At 63.1% G+C, this 22,315-nt stretch carries 22 protein-coding genes and 4 pseudogenes; 19 read left to right on the top strand and 7 right to left on the bottom strand.

Annotated features, from left to right (window positions below; translation table 11 throughout):
* Window positions 1-610: 610 nt before the first annotated feature.
* Complete coding sequence (locus ACWPWT_RS19970) at window positions 611-829, bottom strand: hypothetical protein (RefSeq protein WP_116732697.1); 219 nt, start codon at window positions 827-829, stop codon at window positions 611-613.
* Window positions 830-1,085: 256 nt separating this feature from the next.
* A complete protein-coding gene (locus ACWPWT_RS19965) occupies window positions 1,086-1,754 on the bottom strand; it encodes a TetR/AcrR family transcriptional regulator (protein WP_066693440.1) in 669 nt (222 codons plus the stop codon).
* Window positions 1,755-1,821: 67 nt separating this feature from the next.
* Here ACWPWT_RS19965 and ACWPWT_RS19960 point away from each other — a divergent pair, with 67 nt between their 5' ends.
* The 6 genes and pseudogenes from ACWPWT_RS19960 to ACWPWT_RS19935 all read left to right on the top strand — a co-directional run.
* Window positions 1,822-2,910, top strand: a complete 1,089-nt coding sequence (locus tag ACWPWT_RS19960) for a catalase family protein (RefSeq protein WP_298279778.1) — start codon at window positions 1,822-1,824, stop codon at window positions 2,908-2,910.
* A gap of 22 nt (window positions 2,911-2,932) precedes the next feature.
* The gene (locus tag ACWPWT_RS19955; protein WP_114688831.1) at window positions 2,933-3,628 is read left to right on the top strand and encodes a hypothetical protein; all 696 of its coding nucleotides are present in this window, start codon (window positions 2,933-2,935) and stop codon (window positions 3,626-3,628) included.
* Window positions 3,628-5,001 carry a Dyp-type peroxidase gene (locus tag ACWPWT_RS19950; RefSeq protein ID WP_273691596.1) on the top strand — a complete coding sequence of 458 codons (1,374 nt, stop codon included), beginning with the start codon at window positions 3,628-3,630 and terminating at the stop codon, window positions 4,999-5,001. The genes ACWPWT_RS19955 and ACWPWT_RS19950 overlap by 1 nt, the downstream gene beginning before the upstream one ends.
* Before the next feature lies 1 nt (window position 5,002).
* Window positions 5,003-5,452 carry an acyl-CoA thioesterase gene (locus ACWPWT_RS19945; protein WP_069319930.1) on the top strand — a complete coding sequence of 150 codons (450 nt, stop codon included), beginning with the start codon at window positions 5,003-5,005 and terminating at the stop codon, window positions 5,450-5,452.
* Entirely contained in the window at window positions 5,449-6,612 is a 1,164-nt protein-coding gene (locus ACWPWT_RS19940) for a patatin-like phospholipase family protein (protein ID WP_454281070.1), read from the top strand. The genes ACWPWT_RS19945 and ACWPWT_RS19940 overlap by 4 nt, the downstream gene beginning before the upstream one ends.
* Window positions 6,613-6,833: 221 nt before the next feature.
* A pseudogene (locus ACWPWT_RS19935) lies at window positions 6,834-7,759 on the top strand (IS3 family transposase); the annotation flags it as partial.
* A 25-nt stretch (window positions 7,760-7,784) separates the two neighbouring features.
* Here ACWPWT_RS19935 and tnpC read toward each other — a convergent pair.
* The 3 genes from tnpC to tnpA form a co-directional block, all read right to left on the bottom strand.
* Complete coding sequence (gene tnpC / locus ACWPWT_RS19930; protein WP_137788476.1) at window positions 7,785-9,218, bottom strand: IS66 family transposase; 1,434 nt, start codon at window positions 9,216-9,218, stop codon at window positions 7,785-7,787.
* 111 nt (window positions 9,219-9,329) lie between these two features.
* The gene (gene tnpB / locus ACWPWT_RS19925) at window positions 9,330-9,677 is read right to left on the bottom strand and encodes an IS66 family insertion sequence element accessory protein TnpB (protein ID WP_137788475.1); all 348 of its coding nucleotides are present in this window, start codon (window positions 9,675-9,677) and stop codon (window positions 9,330-9,332) included.
* The gene (gene tnpA, locus ACWPWT_RS19920) at window positions 9,674-10,051 is read right to left on the bottom strand and encodes an IS66-like element accessory protein TnpA (RefSeq protein ID WP_171007704.1); all 378 of its coding nucleotides are present in this window, start codon (window positions 10,049-10,051) and stop codon (window positions 9,674-9,676) included. Before tnpA ends, tnpB begins: the two co-directional genes overlap by 4 nt.
* An 87-nt stretch (window positions 10,052-10,138) precedes the next feature.
* Between tnpA and ACWPWT_RS19915 the strand changes: the two are divergent.
* From ACWPWT_RS19915 to ACWPWT_RS19860, 12 genes and pseudogenes are all read left to right on the top strand, one after another.
* Window positions 10,139-10,390: pseudogene (locus ACWPWT_RS19915) on the top strand (integrase core domain-containing protein); the annotation flags it as partial.
* A 35-nt stretch (window positions 10,391-10,425) separates the two neighbouring features.
* Window positions 10,426-10,593 (top strand): annotated as a pseudogene (locus ACWPWT_RS19910) (IS481 family transposase); the annotation flags it as partial.
* 179 nt (window positions 10,594-10,772) lie between these two features.
* Window positions 10,773-10,859, top strand: coding sequence for a FitA-like ribbon-helix-helix domain-containing protein (locus ACWPWT_RS19905; RefSeq protein WP_419790021.1), 87 nt, complete (start codon window positions 10,773-10,775; stop codon window positions 10,857-10,859).
* A gap of 173 nt (window positions 10,860-11,032) precedes the next feature.
* On the top strand, window positions 11,033-11,437 hold the full coding sequence (locus ACWPWT_RS19900) for a PIN domain-containing protein (RefSeq protein WP_454281069.1): 405 nt from the start codon (window positions 11,033-11,035) through the stop codon (window positions 11,435-11,437).
* Between the two features lie 334 nt (window positions 11,438-11,771).
* The gene (gene poxB, locus ACWPWT_RS19895) at window positions 11,772-13,496 is read left to right on the top strand and encodes a ubiquinone-dependent pyruvate dehydrogenase (RefSeq protein WP_039248848.1); all 1,725 of its coding nucleotides are present in this window, start codon (window positions 11,772-11,774) and stop codon (window positions 13,494-13,496) included.
* Between the two features lie 11 nt (window positions 13,497-13,507).
* Entirely contained in the window at window positions 13,508-14,251 is a 744-nt protein-coding gene (locus tag ACWPWT_RS19890) for a (Fe-S)-binding protein (protein WP_039248845.1), read from the top strand.
* A complete protein-coding gene (locus tag ACWPWT_RS19885) occupies window positions 14,179-15,831 on the top strand; it encodes a lactate utilization protein B (protein WP_454281068.1) in 1,653 nt (550 codons plus the stop codon). The genes ACWPWT_RS19890 and ACWPWT_RS19885 overlap by 73 nt, the downstream gene beginning before the upstream one ends.
* Window positions 15,828-16,415 (top strand): LutC/YkgG family protein, encoded by a 588-nt coding sequence (locus ACWPWT_RS19880; RefSeq protein ID WP_039248839.1) that lies wholly within the window; start codon window positions 15,828-15,830, stop codon window positions 16,413-16,415. The genes ACWPWT_RS19885 and ACWPWT_RS19880 overlap by 4 nt, the downstream gene beginning before the upstream one ends.
* A 53-nt stretch (window positions 16,416-16,468) precedes the next feature.
* A complete protein-coding gene (locus tag ACWPWT_RS19875; RefSeq protein ID WP_241889932.1) occupies window positions 16,469-17,035 on the top strand; it encodes an FUSC family protein in 567 nt (188 codons plus the stop codon).
* Between the two features lie 79 nt (window positions 17,036-17,114).
* Window positions 17,115-18,438 (top strand): annotated as a pseudogene (locus ACWPWT_RS19870) (Na+/H+ antiporter); the annotation flags it as partial.
* A 6-nt stretch (window positions 18,439-18,444) separates the two neighbouring features.
* Window positions 18,445-18,735 (top strand): ABC transporter permease, encoded by a 291-nt coding sequence (locus ACWPWT_RS19865; protein WP_285139028.1) that lies wholly within the window; start codon window positions 18,445-18,447, stop codon window positions 18,733-18,735.
* Window positions 18,736-19,060: 325 nt separating this feature from the next.
* Window positions 19,061-19,759, top strand: coding sequence for a protein-L-isoaspartate(D-aspartate) O-methyltransferase (locus tag ACWPWT_RS19860; protein ID WP_241889933.1), 699 nt, complete (start codon window positions 19,061-19,063; stop codon window positions 19,757-19,759).
* Here the strand turns inward: ACWPWT_RS19860 and ACWPWT_RS19855 are convergent.
* A complete protein-coding gene (locus ACWPWT_RS19855) occupies window positions 19,720-21,072 on the bottom strand; it encodes a sensor histidine kinase (RefSeq protein WP_454281067.1) in 1,353 nt (450 codons plus the stop codon). The two genes, ACWPWT_RS19860 and ACWPWT_RS19855, sit on opposite strands and share 40 nt — an antisense overlap.
* A 49-nt stretch (window positions 21,073-21,121) precedes the next feature.
* Complete coding sequence (locus ACWPWT_RS19850; protein WP_285139018.1) at window positions 21,122-21,796, bottom strand: winged helix-turn-helix domain-containing protein; 675 nt, start codon at window positions 21,794-21,796, stop codon at window positions 21,122-21,124.
* 124 nt (window positions 21,797-21,920) lie between these two features.
* Here ACWPWT_RS19850 and ACWPWT_RS19845 point away from each other — a divergent pair, with 124 nt between their 5' ends.
* Complete coding sequence (locus tag ACWPWT_RS19845; RefSeq protein WP_285139017.1) at window positions 21,921-22,235, top strand: PepSY domain-containing protein; 315 nt, start codon at window positions 21,921-21,923, stop codon at window positions 22,233-22,235.
* Window positions 22,236-22,315: the final 80 nt, after the last annotated feature.

Here is a 22,315-nt window from a genome sequence, read left to right as displayed (position 1 = left end):
CATTTTTCAACAGCCCCGGTCGTGTTCCTCGCTGATCGACCGTGAAATGAAACCTTGTCGTAATCACAACAAACCGCTGGCACGATGATAAGCATCGTTCGATGTGGCGAAGGCGTAAAGGGAAACAGCCACCTGATGCCACGCTGCATCCGATTTTTCTTGTGATTCGCGCTGCCCCTGCTGATCACCGCGTGTAACGACCGGCAATCAGCTAGGGAGGCAGGTGCGCAGGTTGGCTCCATGATTATGTCGGTGCGTCCAGGGACGTCTGCATGTGGATCCGCACCAACTGTGGCAAAGTTGCAGGATTTCGCTGGAGTTACGTGGTGGACGGAGAACAAACACTGGCGCCGCGCGGCGGATCGCGGGCAGCCGGCGCAGGCGTGGGCACATGACACTGCGGGTGCCGGCACCCGGAGGTTGATCATTGCGGGGGAAACCATGGCCCTCCCCGATCCAGAGGCCCAGTTCACTCCCGTTCCCAATATGCCGCCGTCAGCGCCATTCGTGTCTTGCGGGAGCGACATTCGCTCGCGTGTGTTCGCGGCGAGCAACTGGCTTCGAGAGAGGAATGACTTCACCTGCGGCCGGACCTTCGCGAGTGTCGGATTCAGACTGACGACAGCAGGCTTTCGATAGGGCATTGCTCGATTATTTCGCTGGCAGCGAGGATCGAGACATTGCTGCTCTGATCGGACCCGGCCCACACGAAAACGTTCGCATCGTCCATGCCTCGGGCGATTTCGCGGTGCTGCGCGGCGATCTTGCCGCCATAAAGCCAATGCTTCAGTGCGACGGGATCCGGGAACTGCCTGCAGCGATCGGCCATTCGATTGAGGCGCCGTTCGCCGCCACGGCCTACCGCGCAGTGATCGACAGATTCCTCAGTGATTGCTTGGCATCGCGGAACTGAGGGTCTGTCCACTTCGGGAGCGTTCGTAAAAATATGCCTAGGAGATAGCATCATGAGCCTTTTGCGACTGGCACTTACTTTGGCCGCCACCGCGACTTCCTAAGGCAGCCATCTCCGCGGTACCGCCCCCAACCGCATCGGCAACGTTGACTATCCTGCCGGGCGGCATCGATCAATCTTGCGCGAGCGCAGCGAACACATGTCGCATTTGTATAGAGGGAGGGGGATCGCTGCTTTCCTGAAGGGTCAAACCGGACCACAGCGAAAGAAGGATGCGCGCCAGTTGAATGCTCGGTATGACCGGCGTCAGGCCGGTACGTCGTAGCAGATGGGACATTACACCGGCGAAAGCGGACTCGTACGCGATCTTGACCGGTTCGAAGCGAGCACGGAACGCAGCGTTGCGACGTGCGTGAAGGTGAAGTTCGACCACCAGAACCGAATAGCTGGCGTCGACGGACAAGGCATCCAGACTGGCACCGATCGTATCCAGGATGGCTTCCGCCGTTTGATACCGGGTGTCTGCCACCAACATGTCGAACTTTCTTGCGAGGTTCGCCATATGCTCTTCGACCAGCGTGAAGAGAAGATCGTCCTTGCTGGCGAAATACGAATAGAATGCGCCCTGCGAAAAGCCGGCGCGTTCGCAGATGCCTCGAATCGAGGCGGCTGCGACCCCTCCTGCAACGATCAGCCCTATCGCGGCGTCGAGCAGTCGTGTCCGCGTCTCCATCCGCATCTCGGGACGCTTCCTGCGGCGTGGTACCGTCTGCGTCGTCGGTGTCGTCTCATAATCCACCGACACCAGATGCAGCCCGTTGGCGTCAAGAGCAACAGCCACACAGGTATTGCAACTAATATATCGCTTGATATGTTAATGACGCCCGCCTCAATGAAAGCCGTCATCCGTGACCACCCGCCGCCCCATCGCCTATCGCGACGATCTCGAAATCGAGCAGCCCGAGGAAGCTGCGCTGACGCGTGAGATCGTGGCTCGAATGGCGGCGACACAGGCTGCTCACGCAGAGCGGCATCATCATGCGCACCGAGACGCACATGCGAAGAGCCATGCGATCCTGAAAGGGCGGATGACAGTCCATCAGGATCTGCCTGCCGAATTGGCGCAGGGCATCTTCGCCCACCCTGGCGAACATGAGATCGTAGCTCGACTGTCATCGGCGCCGGGTGATATTCACAGCGATGCAGTGCCGGCCCCGCGCGGCTTTGCGGTCAAGGTCATCGGCGTTGGGGGCGAGCGCCTGTCACCCACCCTCGGGGGGGCCAATCAGGATTTCCTGATGGTCAATTTTCCAACGCTCGCCTTTGGTACGATCGCCAAATACAAGGTCATGCTGGGTCTGCTTGAAAAGAACGCGGACGCGCCTGAGGCGGCGCAGCGGCTGATCGCCGCTGCCGCGCGTGGCGTGAAGGACGCTGTGGAGGCGCTAGGCGTCAGCCCTAATGCCACGCTTGACGGACTGGCGCGCGACCATGCGAACATGCTGGGCGAGACATTTTATACGCAGGCGGCAATCCGCTACGGCGATCATGTTGCGAAACTGTCGCTGGCGCCGGTCGGGGGGGTGGCCGAACTGACCGGACGGCAGGTCGAGGCGGGCTTCTCGACCATGCGTGACGCGGTAGTCGACCATTTCCGGCACGCCGGCGCCACCTACGAATTACGCGCGCAGCTATGCGTCGACCCGGATACAATGCCGGTCGAGGACGCGGCGGTCCTGTGGGATCCTGCCCTTTCACCGCATCGCGCGATCGCAACGCTGACCTTCCCTCCCCAGGATGCCTATGCCCCGGCCAGACAGGTGCATGGCGACGACCATCTCGCCTTCAACCCGTGGAACGGGGTCGCGGCGCATCGGCCGCTCGGCGGCATCATGCGAATCCGCAAGGCAGCGTATGAATCGTCCTCCAGCCAGCGGCACAGGCTGAATGCCGTGGCTCGGCGCGAACCACGCTCGCTTGATGAAATTCCGGACTGATCCGAACCAGAAGGAGCCGTTCATGGCCGACAGTAAAGATCCCAGGCTTGATGACGAAACCCGTCTGCAAGAGTTCCGTCGCCTCGCCGCAGAAATCGCCGCCGATGCCCCCACGCTGGCCAGGATCGCGATCGAAGGCTTGATCCGCAACCACAACCCTCTGTTCAAGGGCACCGCCGGGTCGGCGGGCCGGGCCGGCCGGCAATCGGGCAATGTGTCCGAACTGACTGCAATCGCCAAACTCAAGCCTGGCGGCGGCGACCGGCTGCGTCGCATCTTCAACCTGACCGGCGGCAATTTCGACGGCGCCCAGAAAGTTTCGACGCTGCATGACATGCGTTTCGTCTTGTTCGACGACGACACGCGCATCCTGTTCGCTACGGCGTACGACGGTGACTGGGATACCTATATCAACGACTTCGCGACCAAGATCCCTGACCTGATGGATCTCTTGTTCGCCAATGTCGAAGGGTGGCCGGGGATTGCCTCGCCTGACGTGAAGGATTTCATCGCCGATCACCAGATCGACGCGGCCGGTTGGTTCGTCGCCAACCCGCAGGTGACGGTTGTGGACGTGCGGCGGCTGCAGCGGATGGAGACGGCGCTCGATGCCTTCCTCGATACAATGGCCGGCAACACCGCTGTGGACCCCGCGACACGGGACGCGCTGGCCCTGCTGTCCAAGCAGGTGTCGGTGCCGCACGGAGTGGATTACTGATGGGTATCCTCCAGCACCTCAAGGACCGCTTCCGCCCTGACCGCGTGACGCTGCAGCTGGACGACATTCAGGCGTTGATCCTGCGCGCGCGGCCTGAACCGTATGTCGGCATTCACGCAATGCTTCACGTCGACGACGCCGCGGGTGGCCGCGATCTCCTGCGAAGGCTCGCGCCGCATATCCCTGCCGCAGCAGACTGGACCGAAGAGCTGACGGCATGGACCGGTGTGGCGATCAGTCACGCGGGTCTGAAGGCGCTTGGGGTGCCCGAAGGCTCGCTCGCCAGCTTTCCTCTGTCGTTTCGTCAGGGAATGGCGGCGCGCGCCGAGCAGCTGCGTGACGCGGGAGAGAATGCTCCCGAGCAATGGGAGGAGGCGTATCGCGACAATCGCTGCCACATCGCGCTCACCATCTTCGCTTCGGATCAGGCCCGGCTTGACGAAGCCACCGACCGGGCAATGTCCGAATATCATGCATCGAGCGGCGTGACGCTGATCGGAACACATCGTTTCGGAGCCGATGCGGATGCCAAGAACCCGTTCGGCTTTCGTGACTCGGTGTCGCAGCCGACCGTCGCGGGTGCCGGGGTCGATCCACAGCCGGGGCAGGAGCGCGCGATCGCGCCGGGCGAGTTCATCCTGGGCGAGGACAGCGAAACGGGAGCGCCGCTGGAGATACCGCAGCCTGACGCGCTGGGGCGGAACGGTTCCTATGTCGTGCTGCGCAAGTATGACAGTCGACCGGGCGCATTCAACGATTTCGTGCGCGGCCAGGCAAACGATGAGGCGGCGCAGGAGCTGCTGGCCGCCAAGATGTTCGGCCGCTGGCGATCGGGGGCACCGCTGATCCTGTCGCCGACCCGCGACGACGAAGAGCTGGGCGCCGATCCGGCCCGGCGCAACGACTTTGATTTCTCGGGCGACAAGGCGGGAATTGTCTGTCCGCATGGCGCGCACATGCGCCGCCTCAATCCGCGCGGTGAGCGACTGACGATCCTGACCGACGAAAACATCCACCGGATCATCCGCCGCTCTTCCACCTTCGGTCCGAAATGGTCGGCCGACCTGACTGCTGCCGACGATGGCGAGAACGATCGCGGCATCTTCTTCATCTTCATCTCGGCACGTGCGTTCGACACGATCGAGTTTCTGCAGCAGGAATGGATCAATCGCGGTAATTTCATCGACCTGGGGAAGGAGCGTGATCCTGTGGTCGGCCTGCATGAGGAACCCGGACGCTTCACCGTGCCTGCCGAGCCGGTTCGTCGCCGTATAGACGGTGTCACCACGTACAACCGGCTGCGTGGCGGCGAATATATGTTCATGCCTTCGCTCACCGCTTTGCGATGGATCGCGGCAGGATCGTGGAACTGAGATGCCTGACCATGGTCCGGGCCGCTACGTTGAATATCGGCATCCGATCAGGGTCGGTCCGGGAGCGATCGACGATCTCGATCATGTGAACAACGCCATCTATCTCATGTGGATGCAAGAAGCGGTCAACGCCTATTGGCGCAAGACCGCGCCGCCAGAACAGGTAGAGACGCTCGCCTGGATCGCGCACCGTCATGACGTGGTCTATCACAGGCCCGCCGTGCTGCACGATCTGATCGTCGCCGTAGTGCGCGTCATTGGTCATCAAGGATGTCGTGCCCACTTTGAAACTCGCTTCGAGCGAAACGGCGAAGACGTTGCCATAGTTGAGTCTACGCTGGTGTGCATCGATCGCGGGTCCAGGCAACTTGTGCGTATTCGTCCCGATCTTGCTCAGCATTTCTATCTTCGTGACACTGAAGCAACTACGGCTAGTGGAGCCATGCGATGACCAGACAGATCCTCCGCGCCGTTACGATAGCCGCAATGGCGTTTGTCAGTGGATGTACCACGGTGGAGCGCGTGCCGTTCACCGGGGCGCAAAGTGCCGCGGCCGCTATTGCCGGTGCGCCGGAGGTCCGTTTCTGGGCGGATCTGCCGGATGCCGCGCAGCGGATGCGACCCGATGTGCCGGCCGGGCAGCCAGTAACGATGCTGGCCCTTTCGGGTGGTGCTGACGAGGGTGCCTATGGCGCCGGTGTGCTCAACGGCTGGACGCAGAGCGGCACGCGTCCGGAGTTCAGCGTTGTCACCGGGGTCAGCACCGGGGCATTGATCGCTCCCTTTGCCTTTCTGGGCAAGGAAGGCGATGCATCGATCGCCCGGTTTTACACCAGCGTATCCGCAAGGGACATCTTCCATCCCCGCTTCCCACTTGCGATACCGGGATCGACCAGTGTCGCCTCCACCGCACCGCTTGCGAAACTGATCGCACGTGAGGTGACACCGGAACTTGTAGCGCGCATCGCGGAGGAGCAGGCCAAGGGGCGCCGCCTGTTCGTCGCCACCGCCAATCTCGACGCGCAACGCAGCGTGATCTGGGATATGGGGGCAATCGCCGCCAGCATGTTGCCGGACAAGGTCGAGCTGTTCCGGCGGGTATTGCTGGCATCGTCGTCCATTCCTGTGGTGTTTCCCCCGGTGGTGATCGACGCGTCCAGCAACGGGGCGCCCGTACGCGAGCTTCATGCCGATGGCGGGACGACCGCTGGCATCCTCGCAATCCCGCCGCAGCTCGCGGTCAGCGACGCGCCGATCGGGGACGCCGCCCGGCTGCACGTCTACCTGTTGATGAACAGCAGGCTTGGCGGCGATTTTCAGATGGTGACGCCGCGGCTCGTCCCGATCCTGAAGCGCGCCTTCGCGCTCAACCAGCAGGCAGCGCTGCTGACACTGGCGGAAACCAGCTACGTCTACGCGCATCGCCACGGCATCGACTGGAACTTGACGTTCATCGGGAACGACGTCGCACCCAGCGACCGCCTGTTCGAGACGACCTACATGCGACGCCTGTACGCCTATGGCGTCGAGCGGGGACGCACTGGTTCGTGGCGCAAGACGCCGCCCACCCCGGCCGATCTTGCCGTCGCGGATCGTCTCGATCATCAATAGAACAGGATCATCGCGGTCGTGGTTCGTCGATTGCCGCGTATGGCCGGGATGACAGAATTGACGATGATCGGGGGCTGGGCAGGGTTCGAGATGGCACGCGCGACAATAATCGCGGCATCGCTGATGCCAATCGCTGCCGGCGCGGCAGCACAGGACGTTGAGCTGCCCCCTTCTGAGTGGTCCATCGACTATGACAGTCTGGATCGAGGAAGGGACGACGAATGCCAGCGAAGAAGCACAAGCCCGAGGAGATCATCGGCAAGCTGCGTGAGGTTGAGATCATGCTGGGCCAGGGCGGCACGACGGCCGAGGCATGCCGGCGCATCGCAGTCAGCGAGCAGACCTATTACCGATGGCGCAAGGAATATGGTGGTCTGAAGACGGATCAGGCGCGGCGGATGAAGGATCTGGAGAAGGAGAACCTGCGGCTGCGTCGCGCGATCTCGGACCTGACATTGGACAAGCTGATCCTGCAAGAGGCGGCGCGGGGAAACTTCTGAGCCCCGCACGGCGCCGGCGGTGCATCGACCAGGTGCGTGAGGTGTTGGATGTGTCCGAGCGACGGGTGTGCCGCGTCCTCGGGCAGCATCGGTCGACGCAGCGCAAAGTGCCGTGTGGGGCAGATGACGAGGAGGCGCTGACCGACGACATCGTCCCGCTGGCCAGGCAGTACGGGCGCTACGGCTATCGCCGGGTAACCGCACTGCTGCATGCGGCCGGCTGGTCGGTGAACCACAAACGGGTGGAACGGATCTGGCGGCGCGAGGGGCTGAAGGTGCCTCAGCGACAGCCGAAACGTGGTCGGCTGTGGTTGAACGATGGCTCGTGTATTCGGCTGCGGCCGGAATATCCCGGGCACATCTGGGCGTACGACTTTGTCGAGGCACGGACGCATGACGGGCGCAAGTTTCGCATCCTCACGATCATCGACGAGGCCAGCCGCGAGTGCCTGGCGCTAATGGTCGCCCGTCAGCTTCGCCACGAAGATGTGCTGGCGGCCCTGGCCGAGCTGTTCATTGACCGGGGCCCGCCTGCCCATATCAAATCGGACAACGGCAGCGAGTTCATCGCCACCGCAGTCCAGAAATGGCTTGGGCAGATCGGCGTGAACACGCTCTACATCACGCCAGGCTCGCCGTGGGAGAACGTAAGCGTCCGGTGAAGGCGTCGCGTCAGGCGGGACGGTAGTTCCACGGCAGCAGTTCATTGATCTGGCGGGCTGGATGGTCGGCGATGCGGCTGATGGTGTCGGTCAGCCATGCCTCGGGGTCGACGTCGTTGAGCCTGGCGGTTTCCACAAGGCTGTAGATGCCGGCGGCGCGGTGGCCGCCCTGGTCGGAGCCGGCGAACAGCCAGTTCTTGCGACCGACGGCAATACCGCGCAACGAGCGCTCGGCGGCATTGTTGTCGATCTCAAGGCGGCCATCGTCCGCATAGCGGGTAAGCGCCGTCCAGCGGGCGAGCGCATAGCGGATGGCGACCGCGAGGTCGGAGCGTCGGGACAGCTTCGGTCCGGTCGCGTCGAGCCACTGACGGAACGCATCGAGCAGCGGTCCAGCTCTGGTCTGGCGTACGTGTCGTCGCTCGTCCGGGGGCCGACCGCGCACGTCCTGTTCGACCGCATAGAGGCTGGCGATATGGTCCAGCGCCTCGCGGGCCGTGGCGGAGCCGGTTGCGGCATGGACGTCGAAGAACTTGCGCCTGACATGCGCCCAACAGGCTACCTCTGCGATGCGCTCGCCATAGAGCCTGTCGAACCCGGCATAGCCATCGGCGTGCAGATCGCCCTGGAATGTTCGCAAGTGCGCGACGGGGCGTTCGCCCTTGCGGTCGGGCGCGTAGCGAAACAGCACGGCAGGCGGGGCCTCGCCGCCAGCCCCGCGCTCGTCGCGCACATAGGTCCACAGCCGGCCCGTCCTGGTGCGACCGGCGCCGGGGGCCAGAACCGGCACGGGCGTGTCGTCGGCGTGGAGGGTTACGCCACCCATGACGTGGCGCTCGAGCGCGTCGACCAGCGGGTCGAGGAGCGCGGCCGAGCGCCCGACCCAGTCGGCGAGGGTGGAGCGGGCAAGGTCGACGCCCTGGCGCGCGTAGATGCCCGACTGGCGATAGAGCGGCAGATGGTCGGCGTATTTGGACACCAGCACATGTGCGAGCAGCCCGGCACCGGGCCGACCCCGCTCGATGGGCATGGACGGCAGCGGCGCCTGCACGATGCGCTCGCATGACCGACAGCTCAGCCGCGGCCGGACGTGGCGCACGACCCGGAATGAGGCGGGCACATAGTCGAGCTGCTCCGTGACGTCCTCACCCATACGCCGCATGGCACCACCGCAGTCGGGGCATACGCACGGTGCGTCATGCACGACCTCGGTGCGGGGCAAATGGTCGGGCAGCGGCTGTCGATACGGCTTGGCGGTCTCCCGTCTCCGGGTGGCCACCGGCATCGCCGCCGTGGCGGCTTCCGCCTCGCGTTCCTCCAACCCTAGTTCCAGCTGGTCAGCCTGATGCGTCAATTTCTCCGACGAACGGCCGAAGGCCATGCGCCGCAGCCGCGCGACCTGCATCCGCAACTGCTCCAGCTCGGCGCCGACAGCAATGAGCATGGCCTTCAGGAGGGCGATATCGTCGGGCAGCGAGGCGGCATCGGGCGACACGCCTGCTTATACCAGAACAGTCGTGCCGATACACGCGAAAGCCGCAGGAAACCGTGCTTTTTACCAGGCCAGGGTCGGCTGCGAGGACCGGATCGGATGCCGCCAGTCCACCCCTTCGAGCAGCATCGACAACTGCGCCGGGGTCAGCACTGCGACGCCGTCCGCGGTCGTCGGCCAGGTGAACCGACCACGCTCCAGACGCTTGGCATGGAGGACGAGGCCCTGACCATCCCACCACAGCAGCTTGACCAGATCGCCGCGCCTGCCCCGGAAGGCGTACACCGCACCCCCGAACGGATCCTGGCGCAGCCGCTGCTGCACCAGCGCCGCCAGTCCGTCGAAACCCTTGCGCATGTCCGTGACCCCGGCCGCCAGATACACCCGGACGCCGCTCGGCGGCCCGATCAAGCGAACCCGGCCAGCACGGCCTTCAGCACCCGCGCGTCGATGGGAGGTGCCAGGCGGATGCGCTGCCCGGCCGGGCCGACCACCTCCACCACACCCGGTCCGAGCGGCTCCGGCTGCGGCGCCATGGGCACGTTCGCCACCTCGACCGGCACGAACGCCGCGCCCGGCAAGGGCAAAGCTTCGCTTGCGACCCCGTCGCGCAGCAGCGTGCGTCGCCAGCGGTACACCAGCGACGTGCACACCCGGTGACGCCGTGCCACGTCCAGCACGCTCGCCCCCGGCATCATCGCCTCCGACACGATCCGCGCCTTGTCATCGTCGCTGAACCGTCGCCGCGGCTCTGCCCCAACCATCTCGATAATTCGCGTCGCCATAATGCCGCACCGGTGCCTGCCACAGTGCCGCACCTGTGGCTTGCGCATCACCTCGTCAGCAAGGCGGGGAACACCGGACGCTTACGGGAGAACGGCTACAACGAGAGCTTCAATGGCTCGCTGCGTGACGAGCTGCTTAACGGAGAGATCTTCTACAGCCTCGCCGAGGCCAGAGTGCTGATCGAGGCGTGGCGGCGCCACTACAACACCATCCGGCCACATAGCAGCCTGGGCTATCGCCCACCCGCACCAGAAGCGGCGACGCCGCCATTGCCGGCCTCGAGTTCCGCTTCGCTCCACCTGCGCCCGGCAATGGCGGCGGAGACGACAATGCACTAACTATCTACCCGGACCACCCGGTGGGGGCTGCTCACCAGCTCCGGACGCACCTCGCCGACTTCATGGCAGCCTACAACTTTGCCCGCCGGCTCAAGACGCTCAGCGGCCTCACCCCCTACGAATACATCGCCAAGATCTGGACGTCAGAGCCAGATCGGTTCATCGTCGACCCGATCCACCAGATGCCGGGACTAAACACCTAGCCCGCCTACAAGCGGTTGCGCTACGGCGACATGATCGTCGTGGTGGACAAACCAGCTTGCCTCAGTGGCGATGCGATCATAGCCCATGACAGAGGTACGCGACACGTCACGTAAGCTCAGTGAAGGGATAGCTTGATTGCATATCTAAAAAATGCTTTCCTTCAAAGCACATCAATGGAGTGCAAGCAGTGGCATCCATCACAATCCGCAACGTCCCCGACGAAGTGCATCGCGCGCTGCGGGTGCGCGAGGCCAAGCATGGCTGAAGTGCCGAGGCCGTAATCCGCGTCATCCTGGAACAGGCCGCCAAACCGGAAGGCCGGATCAAGCTCGGCTCCTTGTTGGTGTCCATCGCCCGCGAGGCGGGTGGGCTGACCTATGCAGAGCATGCCCTCTTCGAGCGCGACAAGACGCTGGCCGAACCCATGAGCTTCGATGAATGATCGTTCTCAACACCAACGTGCTTTCCGAGCTGTGGAAACCCACACCCGAGCCAAAGGTGCTGGCCTGGATCGACGCCCAGCTCGTTGAAAGCCTCCACTTGTCCTCGATCACCGTGGCCGAAGTGCGCTTTGGTATGGCGGCTTTACCGGCCGGCAAGCGACGCACGGTCTACCAAGATCGCCTGGAGCGTGAAGTGCTGCCAGCTTTCAAGGGTCGCGTGTTGCCCTTCGACTTGGACACCTCGCAAACCTATGGCGAGCGCGCGGGCCGCCGGCCAGGCCATCAGCAAGGAAGATGGCTACATCGCCGCCACCGCCGTAGCACATGGCTTTGCCGTGGCCATGCGCGACACCAGCCCTTTGGAGGCGGCGGGTCTGACCGTCCTTGGAAAGCGGCATGATGCCGAAGGAAAGGCCATGGACACCGTTGGTTAGGAGAACCCCGTGATGTGTGTGCGTAACCTCGGCCTCGTTCTGGCCCTTTCCAGAGTCAGCTTGGCCAGCAGATGTTGCGCGAGAACGGCGATAAACTACCGGCGCGCATGATGCGCTGACCTACAGCCATGATGATCACAAGCGTAAGAACAAAAACATAGTCCCTGTGGTACTTGATTTACTGACATTATTCTATTTGGTATCTTGATGCATAAAGTTTTGGCCAAATATATGTAGGATCAAGATCGTAATAATGAATGATATACTCGTGAGGCTACGGCTAAGGACTGATAAACAGCTATGGCAATCACAATCGCTGAAATGCTGGTACGGACGCTGGCGGATGCCGGCATCGAACGGATATGGGGGGTGACCGGCGACAGCCTCAACGCGGTCAACTGGCAGCTCGGCAAGGACGGCCGCATTATCTTCATGCATGTTCGCCACGAAGAGGCAGGCGCGTTTGCGGCAGGCGCCGATGCGGCGGCGACGGGCAAGCTCGCCGTCTGCGCGGGAAGTTGCGGGCCAGGCAATCTCCATCTCATCAATGGTCTGTTCGATTGCCAGCGCAACCATGTGCCGGTGCTTGCCATCGCCAGCCACATCCCATCGAGCGAGATCGGCCTCGGTTATTTCCAAGAGACCCACCCGACCGAGCTGTTCCGCGAGTGCAGCCATTTCTGCGAGATGGTGACCAACCCGAAACAGATGCCCGAACTGCTCCACCGTGCCATGCGGACCGCCATCGGGCGGCGCGGCGTGGCGGTACTGGTGCTGCCGGGGGATGTATCGCTGCTCGAGGTGGATACGGACAGCGTGCCGGCCTTTGCCCTGCCCACGGTCACGGCACCCGAGCCCATGGCCGAGGATGTCGCGCAGGCTGCGGAGATTTTGTCCGGCGCCAAGCGCGTCACCATCCTTGCTGGATCGGGCTGCGCCGGAGCGCATGACGAACTGGTGGCATTGGCCGATCGGCTCGCAGCCCCCATCGTCCATGCCTTTCGTGGCAAGGAGCATGTCGAGTGGGACAACCCCTGCGATGTCGGCATGACCGGACTGATCGGCTTCTCGTCGGGCTATCATGCGCTCAAGGAATGCGACACACTGCTGATGCTGGGCAGTGATTTTCCCTATCGAAATTTCTATCCGACGGGGGCGAAGGTGATCCAGGTGGATCGTGACCCAGGCGCGCTCGGGCGGCGGGTGCCGCTCGATCTGGCGGTGGTCGCCGATGTTGGCCGGTTTGCGGCGGCGCTTGCACCGAAGATCGCGGAAGGCCGCAGTCGCACCTTTCTCGACAAGGCGCGCCAGCATTATGCGAAGACGCGGGCCAGCCTCGACGATCTCGCCCAGCCCCGCAAAGCGGGGCAGCCGCTCCATCCCCAATATGTCGCGGCCACGCTCGACAAGGTGGCGGCGCAAGATGCGATCTTCACCGCCGATGTCGGCACCCCGGTGATCTGGGCGGCGCGCTACCTCACGATGAACGGGAAGCGACGCCTGCTCGGTTCGTTCAACCATGGCTCGATGGCGAACGCCATGCCGCAGGCACTGGGCGCGCAGGGGGCGTTCCCCGGCCGGCAAGTCGTCTCGCTCTCCGGCGACGGCGGGCTGTCCATGCTGATGGGCGAACTGCTGACCGCCGTGCAGCTCAAGCTGCCGATCAAGATCGTCGTCATCAACAATGGGACGCTGGGCTTCGTGGAGATGGAGATGAAAGCGGGCGGCTATCCCGGCACCAATGTTTCACTGGAGAATCCCAACTTCGCCGAGGTCGCAAGGACGATCGGACTGTACGGCGTTCGCGTGGAGGATTCAGCCGCTCTGGAGCCGGCCTTGCGCGCGGCCTTCGCGCATGATGGGCCGGCGCTGGTGGATGTCGTGACGGCACGCCACGAAATCTCGATGCCGCCGACGATCGCAGCGGCGCAGGCAAAGGGCTTCAGCCTCTACATGCTGCGCGCCATCATGTCCGGGCGGGGCGACGAGATCACTGATCTCGCCACCACCAACCTCTTCCATTGAAAGGTGGCGCCATGCGTGTCGCGTTGTTTGTACCCTGTTATGTCGATGCCTTCGAACCCGAGGTCGGAATCGCGACACTGAACCTGCTACGCCGGTTCGGTGTCGATCCCGAATACCCCTTCGACCAGACCTGTTGTGGGCAACCCATGGTCAATTCGGGCTGCCACACCGAGGCGAAGGCGACCGAGGAACTGTTCGTCCGCAACTTCTCAGGCTTCGATTATGTCGTCGTGCCCTCGGGAAGCTGCGCGCATCAAGTCCGGCGCAACATGACGGCCATCGAGCAGACCGAGGAGGTGCGCCACGTCCGCGAGCGAACCTATGAGCTGGTCGAGTTCCTCCACGACGTGCTAAAGGTGGATGGCTTCCCCTGGGCCGAATTTCCGCACAAGGTGAGCTACCACAACAACTGCAACGCACTGCGTGGTCTCTTCCATGGCAGCATGTCCGAACGGCGCGAGCCGGCACACTCCAAGCCGCTTGACCTGCTGCGCATGGTAAAAGGGCTGGAGCTGGTCGAAAAAGCCCGACCCGACGAGTGTTGCGGGTTTGGCGGCACGTTCAGCGTGTTCGAGCCGGCCGTCTCGGTCAAGATGGGGCAGGACAAGGTCCACGACCATGCCAAAGCCGGTGCTGACTATGTCGTCTCGGCCGACAGCTCCTGCATGCTGCATCAAAAGGGTTGCGCAGATCGGCTCGGACTTCCGCTCAAGTTCCGCCATATCGCCCAGGTACTGAACGGAGATGCCGCATGACCGGACCGGATGAACCGCGCCGCGCAGAGGATGGTCTGCCGGCCCTGCTCCATGAGGAATTGCACACGGCCGATGACGGCGCGGCACGCAGCGCCAGTGGCGAGCGGCTGAGCCACGGTGAGGGAACATCCCGGCCGTTGAGCCCGCCCGCAGCCGAGCCCCAACCACGCGGAGCGAAGCTTTACCACCGCAAGCCCGTCGATCACAACGAGGCGGCGATGCGTTTCATCGATGCGCCGCGCCATGCGGAGATGCATGACGAACGCCTCTGGGACCTGCGCCAGAAGCGTGACCGGCAAATGCACGGCCTTGTCGAATGGGAGGAGCTGCGCGAGCTGGCATCGGCCATCAAGCAACACACGCTATCGAACCTTGGCGACTATCTCAAGCAGTTCGAGGCGCAGGCGCGGGCCAACGGCATCCACGTCCACTGGGCGCGGGATGGGGCCGAGCACAACCGCATCGTCCATGGCATCCTTGCCGATCATGGGGCGAAGAATCTCATCAAGTCCAAATCGATGCTGACCGAGGAAACCGGCCTGCGTGATTACATGGCCGGCGTCGGCATCGAGGTGGTGGAGACCGATCTCGGCGAGCGCATCCAGCAGCTCGACGACGAGGCGCCGAGCCACATCGTCGTGCCGGCCGTCCACAAGCTGCGCAGCGATGTGGCGCAAGTGTTCGCCGACAAGCTCGGCACCGATCCCGCCAACGACGACGTCCACTATCTCGCCGAGCAGCAGCGCGAGAAGACGCGCCCCCTGATTCTCGATGCGGATGCCGGCATGACCGGCGCAAACTTCGCGGTGTCCGAGACGGGGACCTTTGTCGTCTGCACCAACGAGGGCAATGCGGACCTGTCGGCCAACGTGCCGCCGCTCCACATCGCCTCGATCGGGATCGAGAAGCTGATCCCGCGCATCGCCGACCTGGGCGTGTTCATCCGCCTGCTTTCACGCTCCGCGCTAGGTTCGCCGATCACCCAATATACCTCGCATTTTCGAGGACCCCGCAACGGCGGTGAGATGCATATCGTGCTGGTCGATAATGGCCGCTCCGCACGGCTCGGCGAGCCGGAATTCTGGCAGAGCCTCAAATGCATCCGTTGCGGTGCCTGTATGAACACTTGTCCGGTCTATCGCCGCTCGGGCGGGCTTTCCTACGGCGCGACCTATTCCGGGCCGATCGGCCTGATCCTCGATCCGACCTTCAACCGGAAGCGCTATTCGACTCTTCCCTTTGCCTCCACTCTCAACGGCTCGTGCACCAATGTCTGTCCGGTGAAAATCAACATCCACGAGCAGATCTTCGCGTGGCGCAAGGCATTGGCGGAAACGCACGATATCGGCCTGGGCAAGCAGGCGCTGATGAAAGCGGCAGGCACACTCCTGTCACATCCCTCTCTCTACCGCACGGCCGTCGCGGCGGCCGACGGTGCGCTCAAGGTGCTGCCCAGCTTCGCGCTCGCCAATCCGCTCAACAGCTGGACCGCGCGCGGACGTGACATGCCGGATGCCCCGAAGGAAACCTTTCATCAATGGCATAAGCGAACCAATGGCGGAAAGGAGGGCCAATCATGAGCGCGCGCGAGAACATTCTGGCGGCGGTGCGGGCGAACCGGCCACTGGGCGATCATCCATTGCCCGAGCTGCCGATTTTTCCTTTCGAGGCGGGTGAGGGACTGGTTGCATCGTTCCTCCGTAACCTCGAAGCGATGGGTGGACACGGTATCGAGGGGCAGAGCATCGATGCCTTCCTGCAGGAGCAGTTCCCGCAGGCCAAGGTGATCGCCTCTGCTGTTCCCGAATATCGCGGCAACCGCGATCTTATGGGTGTTGCAGCCCCGCGTGATCTCGCCGATGTGGACATTACGATTGTGCGGGCCAGCTTCGGTGTGGCGGAGACGGGTTCCGTGCTGCTGCCGGACACGGCACTGGTCACAAACGCTGCCGCTTATCTCGCGCAGCATCTCGTCGTATTACTCGCCCCCGCTGCCATCGTGCCCACGCTTCAGGAGGCCTATCGGCGGCCGGAATTCCACGAGCATCGCTATGCCAGTTTTCATACAGGCCCCTCCGCAACGGCCGACATCGAGGGCGTGCTCATCCACGGCGCACAGGGGGTGCGGTCATTGACCGTGCTCCTGCTCGACGCGGCAGTGTGAGAAAGCACCGGCAGGGATCAGTCCGACGAAATCCCGGTCGTTCAGGGTCAAGCATGCCATCAAGAAAGGATTCCCAGGAAAGCCATTTCGCTTATCTTACGTCGCTACAGCAATCCGCCTTCAGCGTCCTCAAGAGCCTGCCGCTCAAGAGCCGCGTGGCGCAGGGTTTGCTGATGGCTCTGCGCGCTGTCTGTGGCGCGGGACTTGCTTACAGCATCGGCGTTGCCCTGCACACCGAACAGGCCTTTTGGGCCGCCATCACCGCCATCGCGGTCACCCAGCACGACTATGCGGACACGCTGAGCCAGTCGCGCGACCAGTTTATCGGCGCGCTGGCCGGCGCTGTCTGTGGCTTCGCGGCTGCCACGCTCGGCACGGAAAACATCGCGATCTATCTCGCGTCGGTGGCCGTGGTGATCGTCGTGTGCTGGTGCCTGAAAGTCAGTACGGCCGCGCGGCTTGCCGGTATTACGACCACCATCGTATTGCTCGTGCCCGCGCATGGCCCGGTCTGGACCGTCGCGCTGCTCCGTTGCGCCGAGGTCACCCTCAGCATGTTGTGCGCAATACCGGTGTGCGCCCTCTTCTCCTACGTCGAGCGCAGATGGCTGCATGTCTGAAACATGGTTCTTTCCGACCTGTTCATCCTGCCGAGTGCGACTTCGTGCACGCAAGGGCGAGGCCAATAAGGAGCCCATTTTGGAAAGTGTGACGATCGTTCTGATGCTGATGGTGGCCGTCGTCATAAGCGGTATCGTTGCGCGCATGGTGCCTGTCCCATTGCCACGCCCGCTGTTCCAGATTGCGCTGGGTGCGCTGATCGGCCTGATCGCCGACTGGCGGGTCACGCTCGATCCGGAAATCTTCTTCCTGCTGTTCCTGCCGCCGCTATTGTTCCTCGATGGCTGGCGCATCCCGCGGGAAGAACTGTTCAAGGATGGCAGGACGGTCCTGGGACTTGCGCTCGGCCTCGTCGTCTTCACCGTGGTCGGCATGGGCTTCTTCATCCACTGGATGATCCCCTCGATGCCGCTTCCCGTCGCTTTCGCGCTGGCCGCGGTCATCTCGCCGACCGACCCGATCGCCGGTTCGGCGATCGCTCAGCGCGTGCCCATTCCGAAGCGGATGATGCATATGCTGGAAGGGGAAGCGCTCCTGAACGATGCCTCGGGTCTGGTCTGCCTGCGTTTCGCGATTGCCGCCGCGCTCACCGGTGCTTTCTCGCTTCAGAATGCCGCCCTCAACTTCCTTTGGGTCGCGCTTGGCGGGATCGCCGTCGGCACCGGCGTGACCTGGCTTGTCACGCGCGCGAAAAGTTGGGTCGTTCGCCATTATAGCGAGGAAGGCGGGAGCCAGATTCTCATCTCTGTTGATTCCCTTTGGCTCCTACCTTCTCGCGGAGCATCTGCATTGCTCGGGCATCCTCGCCGCGGTCGCGTCGGGCCTTGCGATGGGGCCGTCCGAAACCGCAGGCGAGGTCGGCGCGATCACCGGCATCCGTCGCACTACCATCTGGGACACCATCCAATTCGCCGCCAACGGCATCATCTTTGTCCTTCTGGGCGAGCAATTGCCCGAGCTCCTTTCAGGAGCGGTGGCGATCGTCCAGTCCATCGGGCATCGTGATCCCTGGTGGCTGGCGCTCTACGTCGTTGCGATCAACGTCGGGCTCGCGGTGCTTCGCTTCCTGTGGGTTTGGCTGTCATTCAGCCTCACACTGTTCCGTCAGGGGCATTGGCGGCGAGTGCCCAACTGGCGGATCGTCGCGGCCATGTCCTTCTGCGGAGTACGCGGAGCGACCACGCTCGCCGGCGTCCTGACCTTGCCGCTTGCCATGAGCGATGGATCTGCCTTTCCCTCACGCGAGCTCGCGATCTTCCTTGCCATGGGCGTGATCATCACCTCCCTGATCGTCGCCAGCATCGACTTGCCGCTGCTCCTGCGCGGCCTTTCGCTGCCACCCGAGCCATCTCATCTCGCCCAGGAAAACGCGGTCCGGATCGCAGCGGCCGAGGCGGCGGTCGGGCTGTTGCTGGGCAAGTTGTTTAACAGCGGCGACGATGCATTGAAGATCCTGTTGCCGACATCTGTGCCGCTCGTGTTTCTAGCGGGTTTTGCCTGGCCACTCCAATCAATGCCGGGCTGGCTTTCTGCACTCGCCTGGTTTTCCCCCGCCACCTGCGCCATGCATATCTTCGTTCCAATAAATCAGATGGGTGCAAGCTTGGAGGACGTATTTGGTCCACTGGCCAAGCTTATGGCACTCTTGGCGCTTTATGGAGGGCTGAATATCTGGAGTGGCACCAACAGCGCGCGTTGAATTTTTCAACAGCCACGGTCGTTTTTCTGGCGGTCCGACCGATCATCCACGTGTTCCGACACTTAAGTTGCGGATCGCGACCCGCGCTTACCGAGGATCTATCGGACATTGGGAAATCGTATAGCCACTGCGATCGTGGCGTAATGTCATGGGGGGTAAGCGCGTCCGCATGCCGACATCGCCACCCCATGTCGGCGGTGGTCAGCGTTCCCTTGGAGCCACAAGCAGGGTGCTGAAGAAGGTTTCTCTGGGCCTAGTCTGCCTGATAGCCGCTACGACTTCACTCGGATTTCGCGCACCGGACCGAACAGACGAGCGTGCGCGAATGATTAGCTCGATCAACGCAGCGGCTGCTGACGTTCCGGCACTACGAGATGACCTCTTTTTCCAGGCAGCAGTTGCTGTGGAGGCGACGCTGCCACGCGAGGATTTCGTGCCTCGCGCTGCAAAGCCGCAAGCCTATATCGGGGCGCCCATGGAAATCGGGTGGCAGCAGACGATTTCCGATCCTTACATCATGGCGATCATGACGGCTGCGGTGCAAGTGCAGCGCGGCTCCCGCGTTCTGGAAGTCGGGACGGGCTCCGGCTATCAGGCTGCGATCCTCGCCGAACTGGGTGCAGAGGTATCCACGATCGAAATCGTCCCGCAGCTGGCGCGCCAAGCGGCCAGGGCGTTACGTCGGCGCGGCTATCGGAAGGTCCATGCCCGTGTCGGGGACGGCTTTGCAGGCTGGCCCGAGCGCGCGCCGTTCGACGCGGTGATCGTCACTGCGGGTTCTGCAAGCGTTCCAGCCCCGCTGCTCGATCAGTTGCGGACCGGCGGACGCTTGGTGATGCCGATCGGCCCCTCCACAGCGACCGAGCGGCTTGAGGTCTTCACGAAGCAGGCTGACGGTAGCGTCGTCGCATGTTCTCTAGGCTGGGCAATGTTCGTGCCCCTTACGGGCCGTGGGTATGCTCCCGATCGTCCAGGTATTGGCGATCACGGCAAGCCATGGTGCTTCGGGGCATCGGTTACCTGATCGATCGCAGATGACAGACGGAAAGCGATCCGCACACACAAGCCCTCAGCGCCGCCCGGGATGGTGCACTTCGCCTGATGAATGGCGGCGATGGCTGATACCAGCGCCAAGCCGAGACCCGCACCTTCCGTGCTGCGACTGGCATCCCGTCGGTAAAAGCGTCGAAACACCTTCTCGCGTTCATCGGAGGGGATACCGGGACCGTTGTCGCATATCTCCGCCACGGCTTCGGTGCCGACGGTGCGCAGGCAGGAAACGATGCGCGTTCCACTCGGGGTGTGGACGATCGCGTTCTCGATCAGATTGGTGAATAGCTGCGCGAGAAGATCGGGGTCGCCGATGACGGTGACCCCTGCGCTATGGTCGGCAATGAACGTCTGCCCGGAGTCCTCGACCACGGGCACATAGGCCGCATGGATACGATCGAGCAGTTCGGTCAGGTCGACGGGACCGAAGCGACGTCGCCCGACACCTCCCTCGATCGACCCGATCCGCAGCAGGGCCTCGAACGTCGCGAGCAGTCCGTTGGTCTGCTCCACGGCCGCATCGATACTGTCGGGATCGCCGGCACCTTCCACCTGCATTCGTTCGAGCCGCTGATGGAGCCGGGTGAGTGGCGTGCGCAGATCGTGGGCGATATCCGTCGACACCTGCCGCAAAGCCTCCATCGCAGCGGCCTTCCGCTCGAGCATGCGATTGAGGTTCCGGGTGAGGTCGTCGAACTCCGGACCGAACCCGATCATCGGCAGCCGTTCCGCGCCGTCCCCATCGATGATCCGGTCGATGGCGCGATTGACTGTTGCGAGCCGACGCAGGAAGACGCGCCCCACCAGATACCCGCCGATCAATGCAAAGGCGGCGATGGCGATGCCGCTCCAGATCGTGAAACGTCCGAGGCGGTGCCGCAATTGCTGCACGTCGAAGCTGTCGGTCGCCACGACGAGCAGCAATCCGTCGGGCAGCTGCGTTACTTGCGTTGCGAGACGTTCGACGTGTCGCGAGCCGTCGAAATCCTCGGGCACCGCAACGCTTCCTTGACCGATCCTGGCGGCTTGCAGCGGCAGGTCGCCGGACAGTCGGTGTCCCGCTTTGTCGGTCAGAAGATATCGATAGGGCGGATCAGCGTCGCTCCCCCGGTGCCGCGCGATGGCATCCGTCAGTCCCGAGAGACCCAGCTGGGCATATTCCGCGGACAGGACCGACGATTCCGCCCGCAGCATCCCATCGCTGGCTTCTCGGGCGAAATAACCGACCTGCCGCTCGACGGTGAACAACAGGGCGCCTGCGCCGAGCGCCACGACGACCGCCAGCATCAGCGCGAAGCGAAAGGCCGCGCTTCCGAATGCGGCCGGCATGAACGACCTAACCCGCATCGATCCGATATCCAGCGCCCCGAACCGTATGGATCAGTTCACGTCCGAAACCCCGATCGACCTTGGCGCGCAACCGGCTCATGTGGCTCTCGATAATGTTCGTCTTGGGATCGAAGTGAAATGACCAGACATTCTCGAGGAGCATCGTGCGCGTCACCACCTCGCCCGCGTGCAGCATCATATATTCGAGCAGCTTCAATTCCTGCGCCTGCAATTCCACCCGCTGGCCCGCGCGCGTGACGCTACGGCGGATACGGTCGAGGACGAGGTCGCCGACCGTGATCGTGGCGGCGACGTCCAAAATCGGGGGACGCCGAGCGAGCGCATTGATCCGGGCAAGCAACTCAGTCGCCGCGAACGGCTTCGCCAGATAGTCGTCGGCTCCCGCCTCGAGCCCTTCGACCCGGTCCTCAATGCCGTTCATGGCCGTCAAAAAGAGCGCCGGGGTTCGTATTCCCGCCGCCCGGATGGCCTTAAGCGCCGGCAGGCCGGAAATGCCGGGCACCATCCGGTCGAGGATCAGAACGGCGTAATCGCTGGAAGACGCCAGGAAGATCGCGTCCTGCCCGGTCGTACAGGCGTCAACGACATGACCTGCACTGCTCAGCACGCGCTCTAGATCCTCACGCGTCCTGGAATCGTCTTCAAGCAACAAGAGCTTCATCGACTGAGGATCCGGTTTTGCGCCGGCGACGGCAAGTTGGGCATAATCAATCTTGTCCTCATCTGCGGCGAAGGTTGCCGCTCCTACAAGGGCACGGTGTAACCTGCCTCAAGGAGTGTGTGTCATGAAAGACGTGCGATTGATGCTGGGTCTGCTGTCCGTCGCAGCGTTGAGTGGGACAGCCGCCGCGGCACCAACGAAACTGAAAGGACACCAATACGCCGCTGAGGCGAAAATCTCTCTCGCGACGGCTCGGCAGACCGCGCTCAAGGCGCGTCCCGGCAAGATTACCGACCAGGAATTGGAAAAAGAGAAGGGCGGCAGCGGCCTGCGCTATTCCTTCGACATCACCAGCCACGGCAAGCCTTATGAAGTTGGTATCGATGCGCGAAGCGGCGCGATCCTCGAGAACGTTGCGGAGAGCAAAACCCCGGACTGACCAACATCGAGATGCCGGCGCATTGGCCAGCGTCACCGGTCATGAGGCGCGACAGAAAGATGCTGATCAGGGGGACCAGG

Source organism: Sphingomonas sp. Marseille-Q8236, assembly GCF_965112005.1.
Note: the sequence above shows the minus strand (reverse complement) of the source record. Positions and strands in the feature narration are given on the sequence as shown.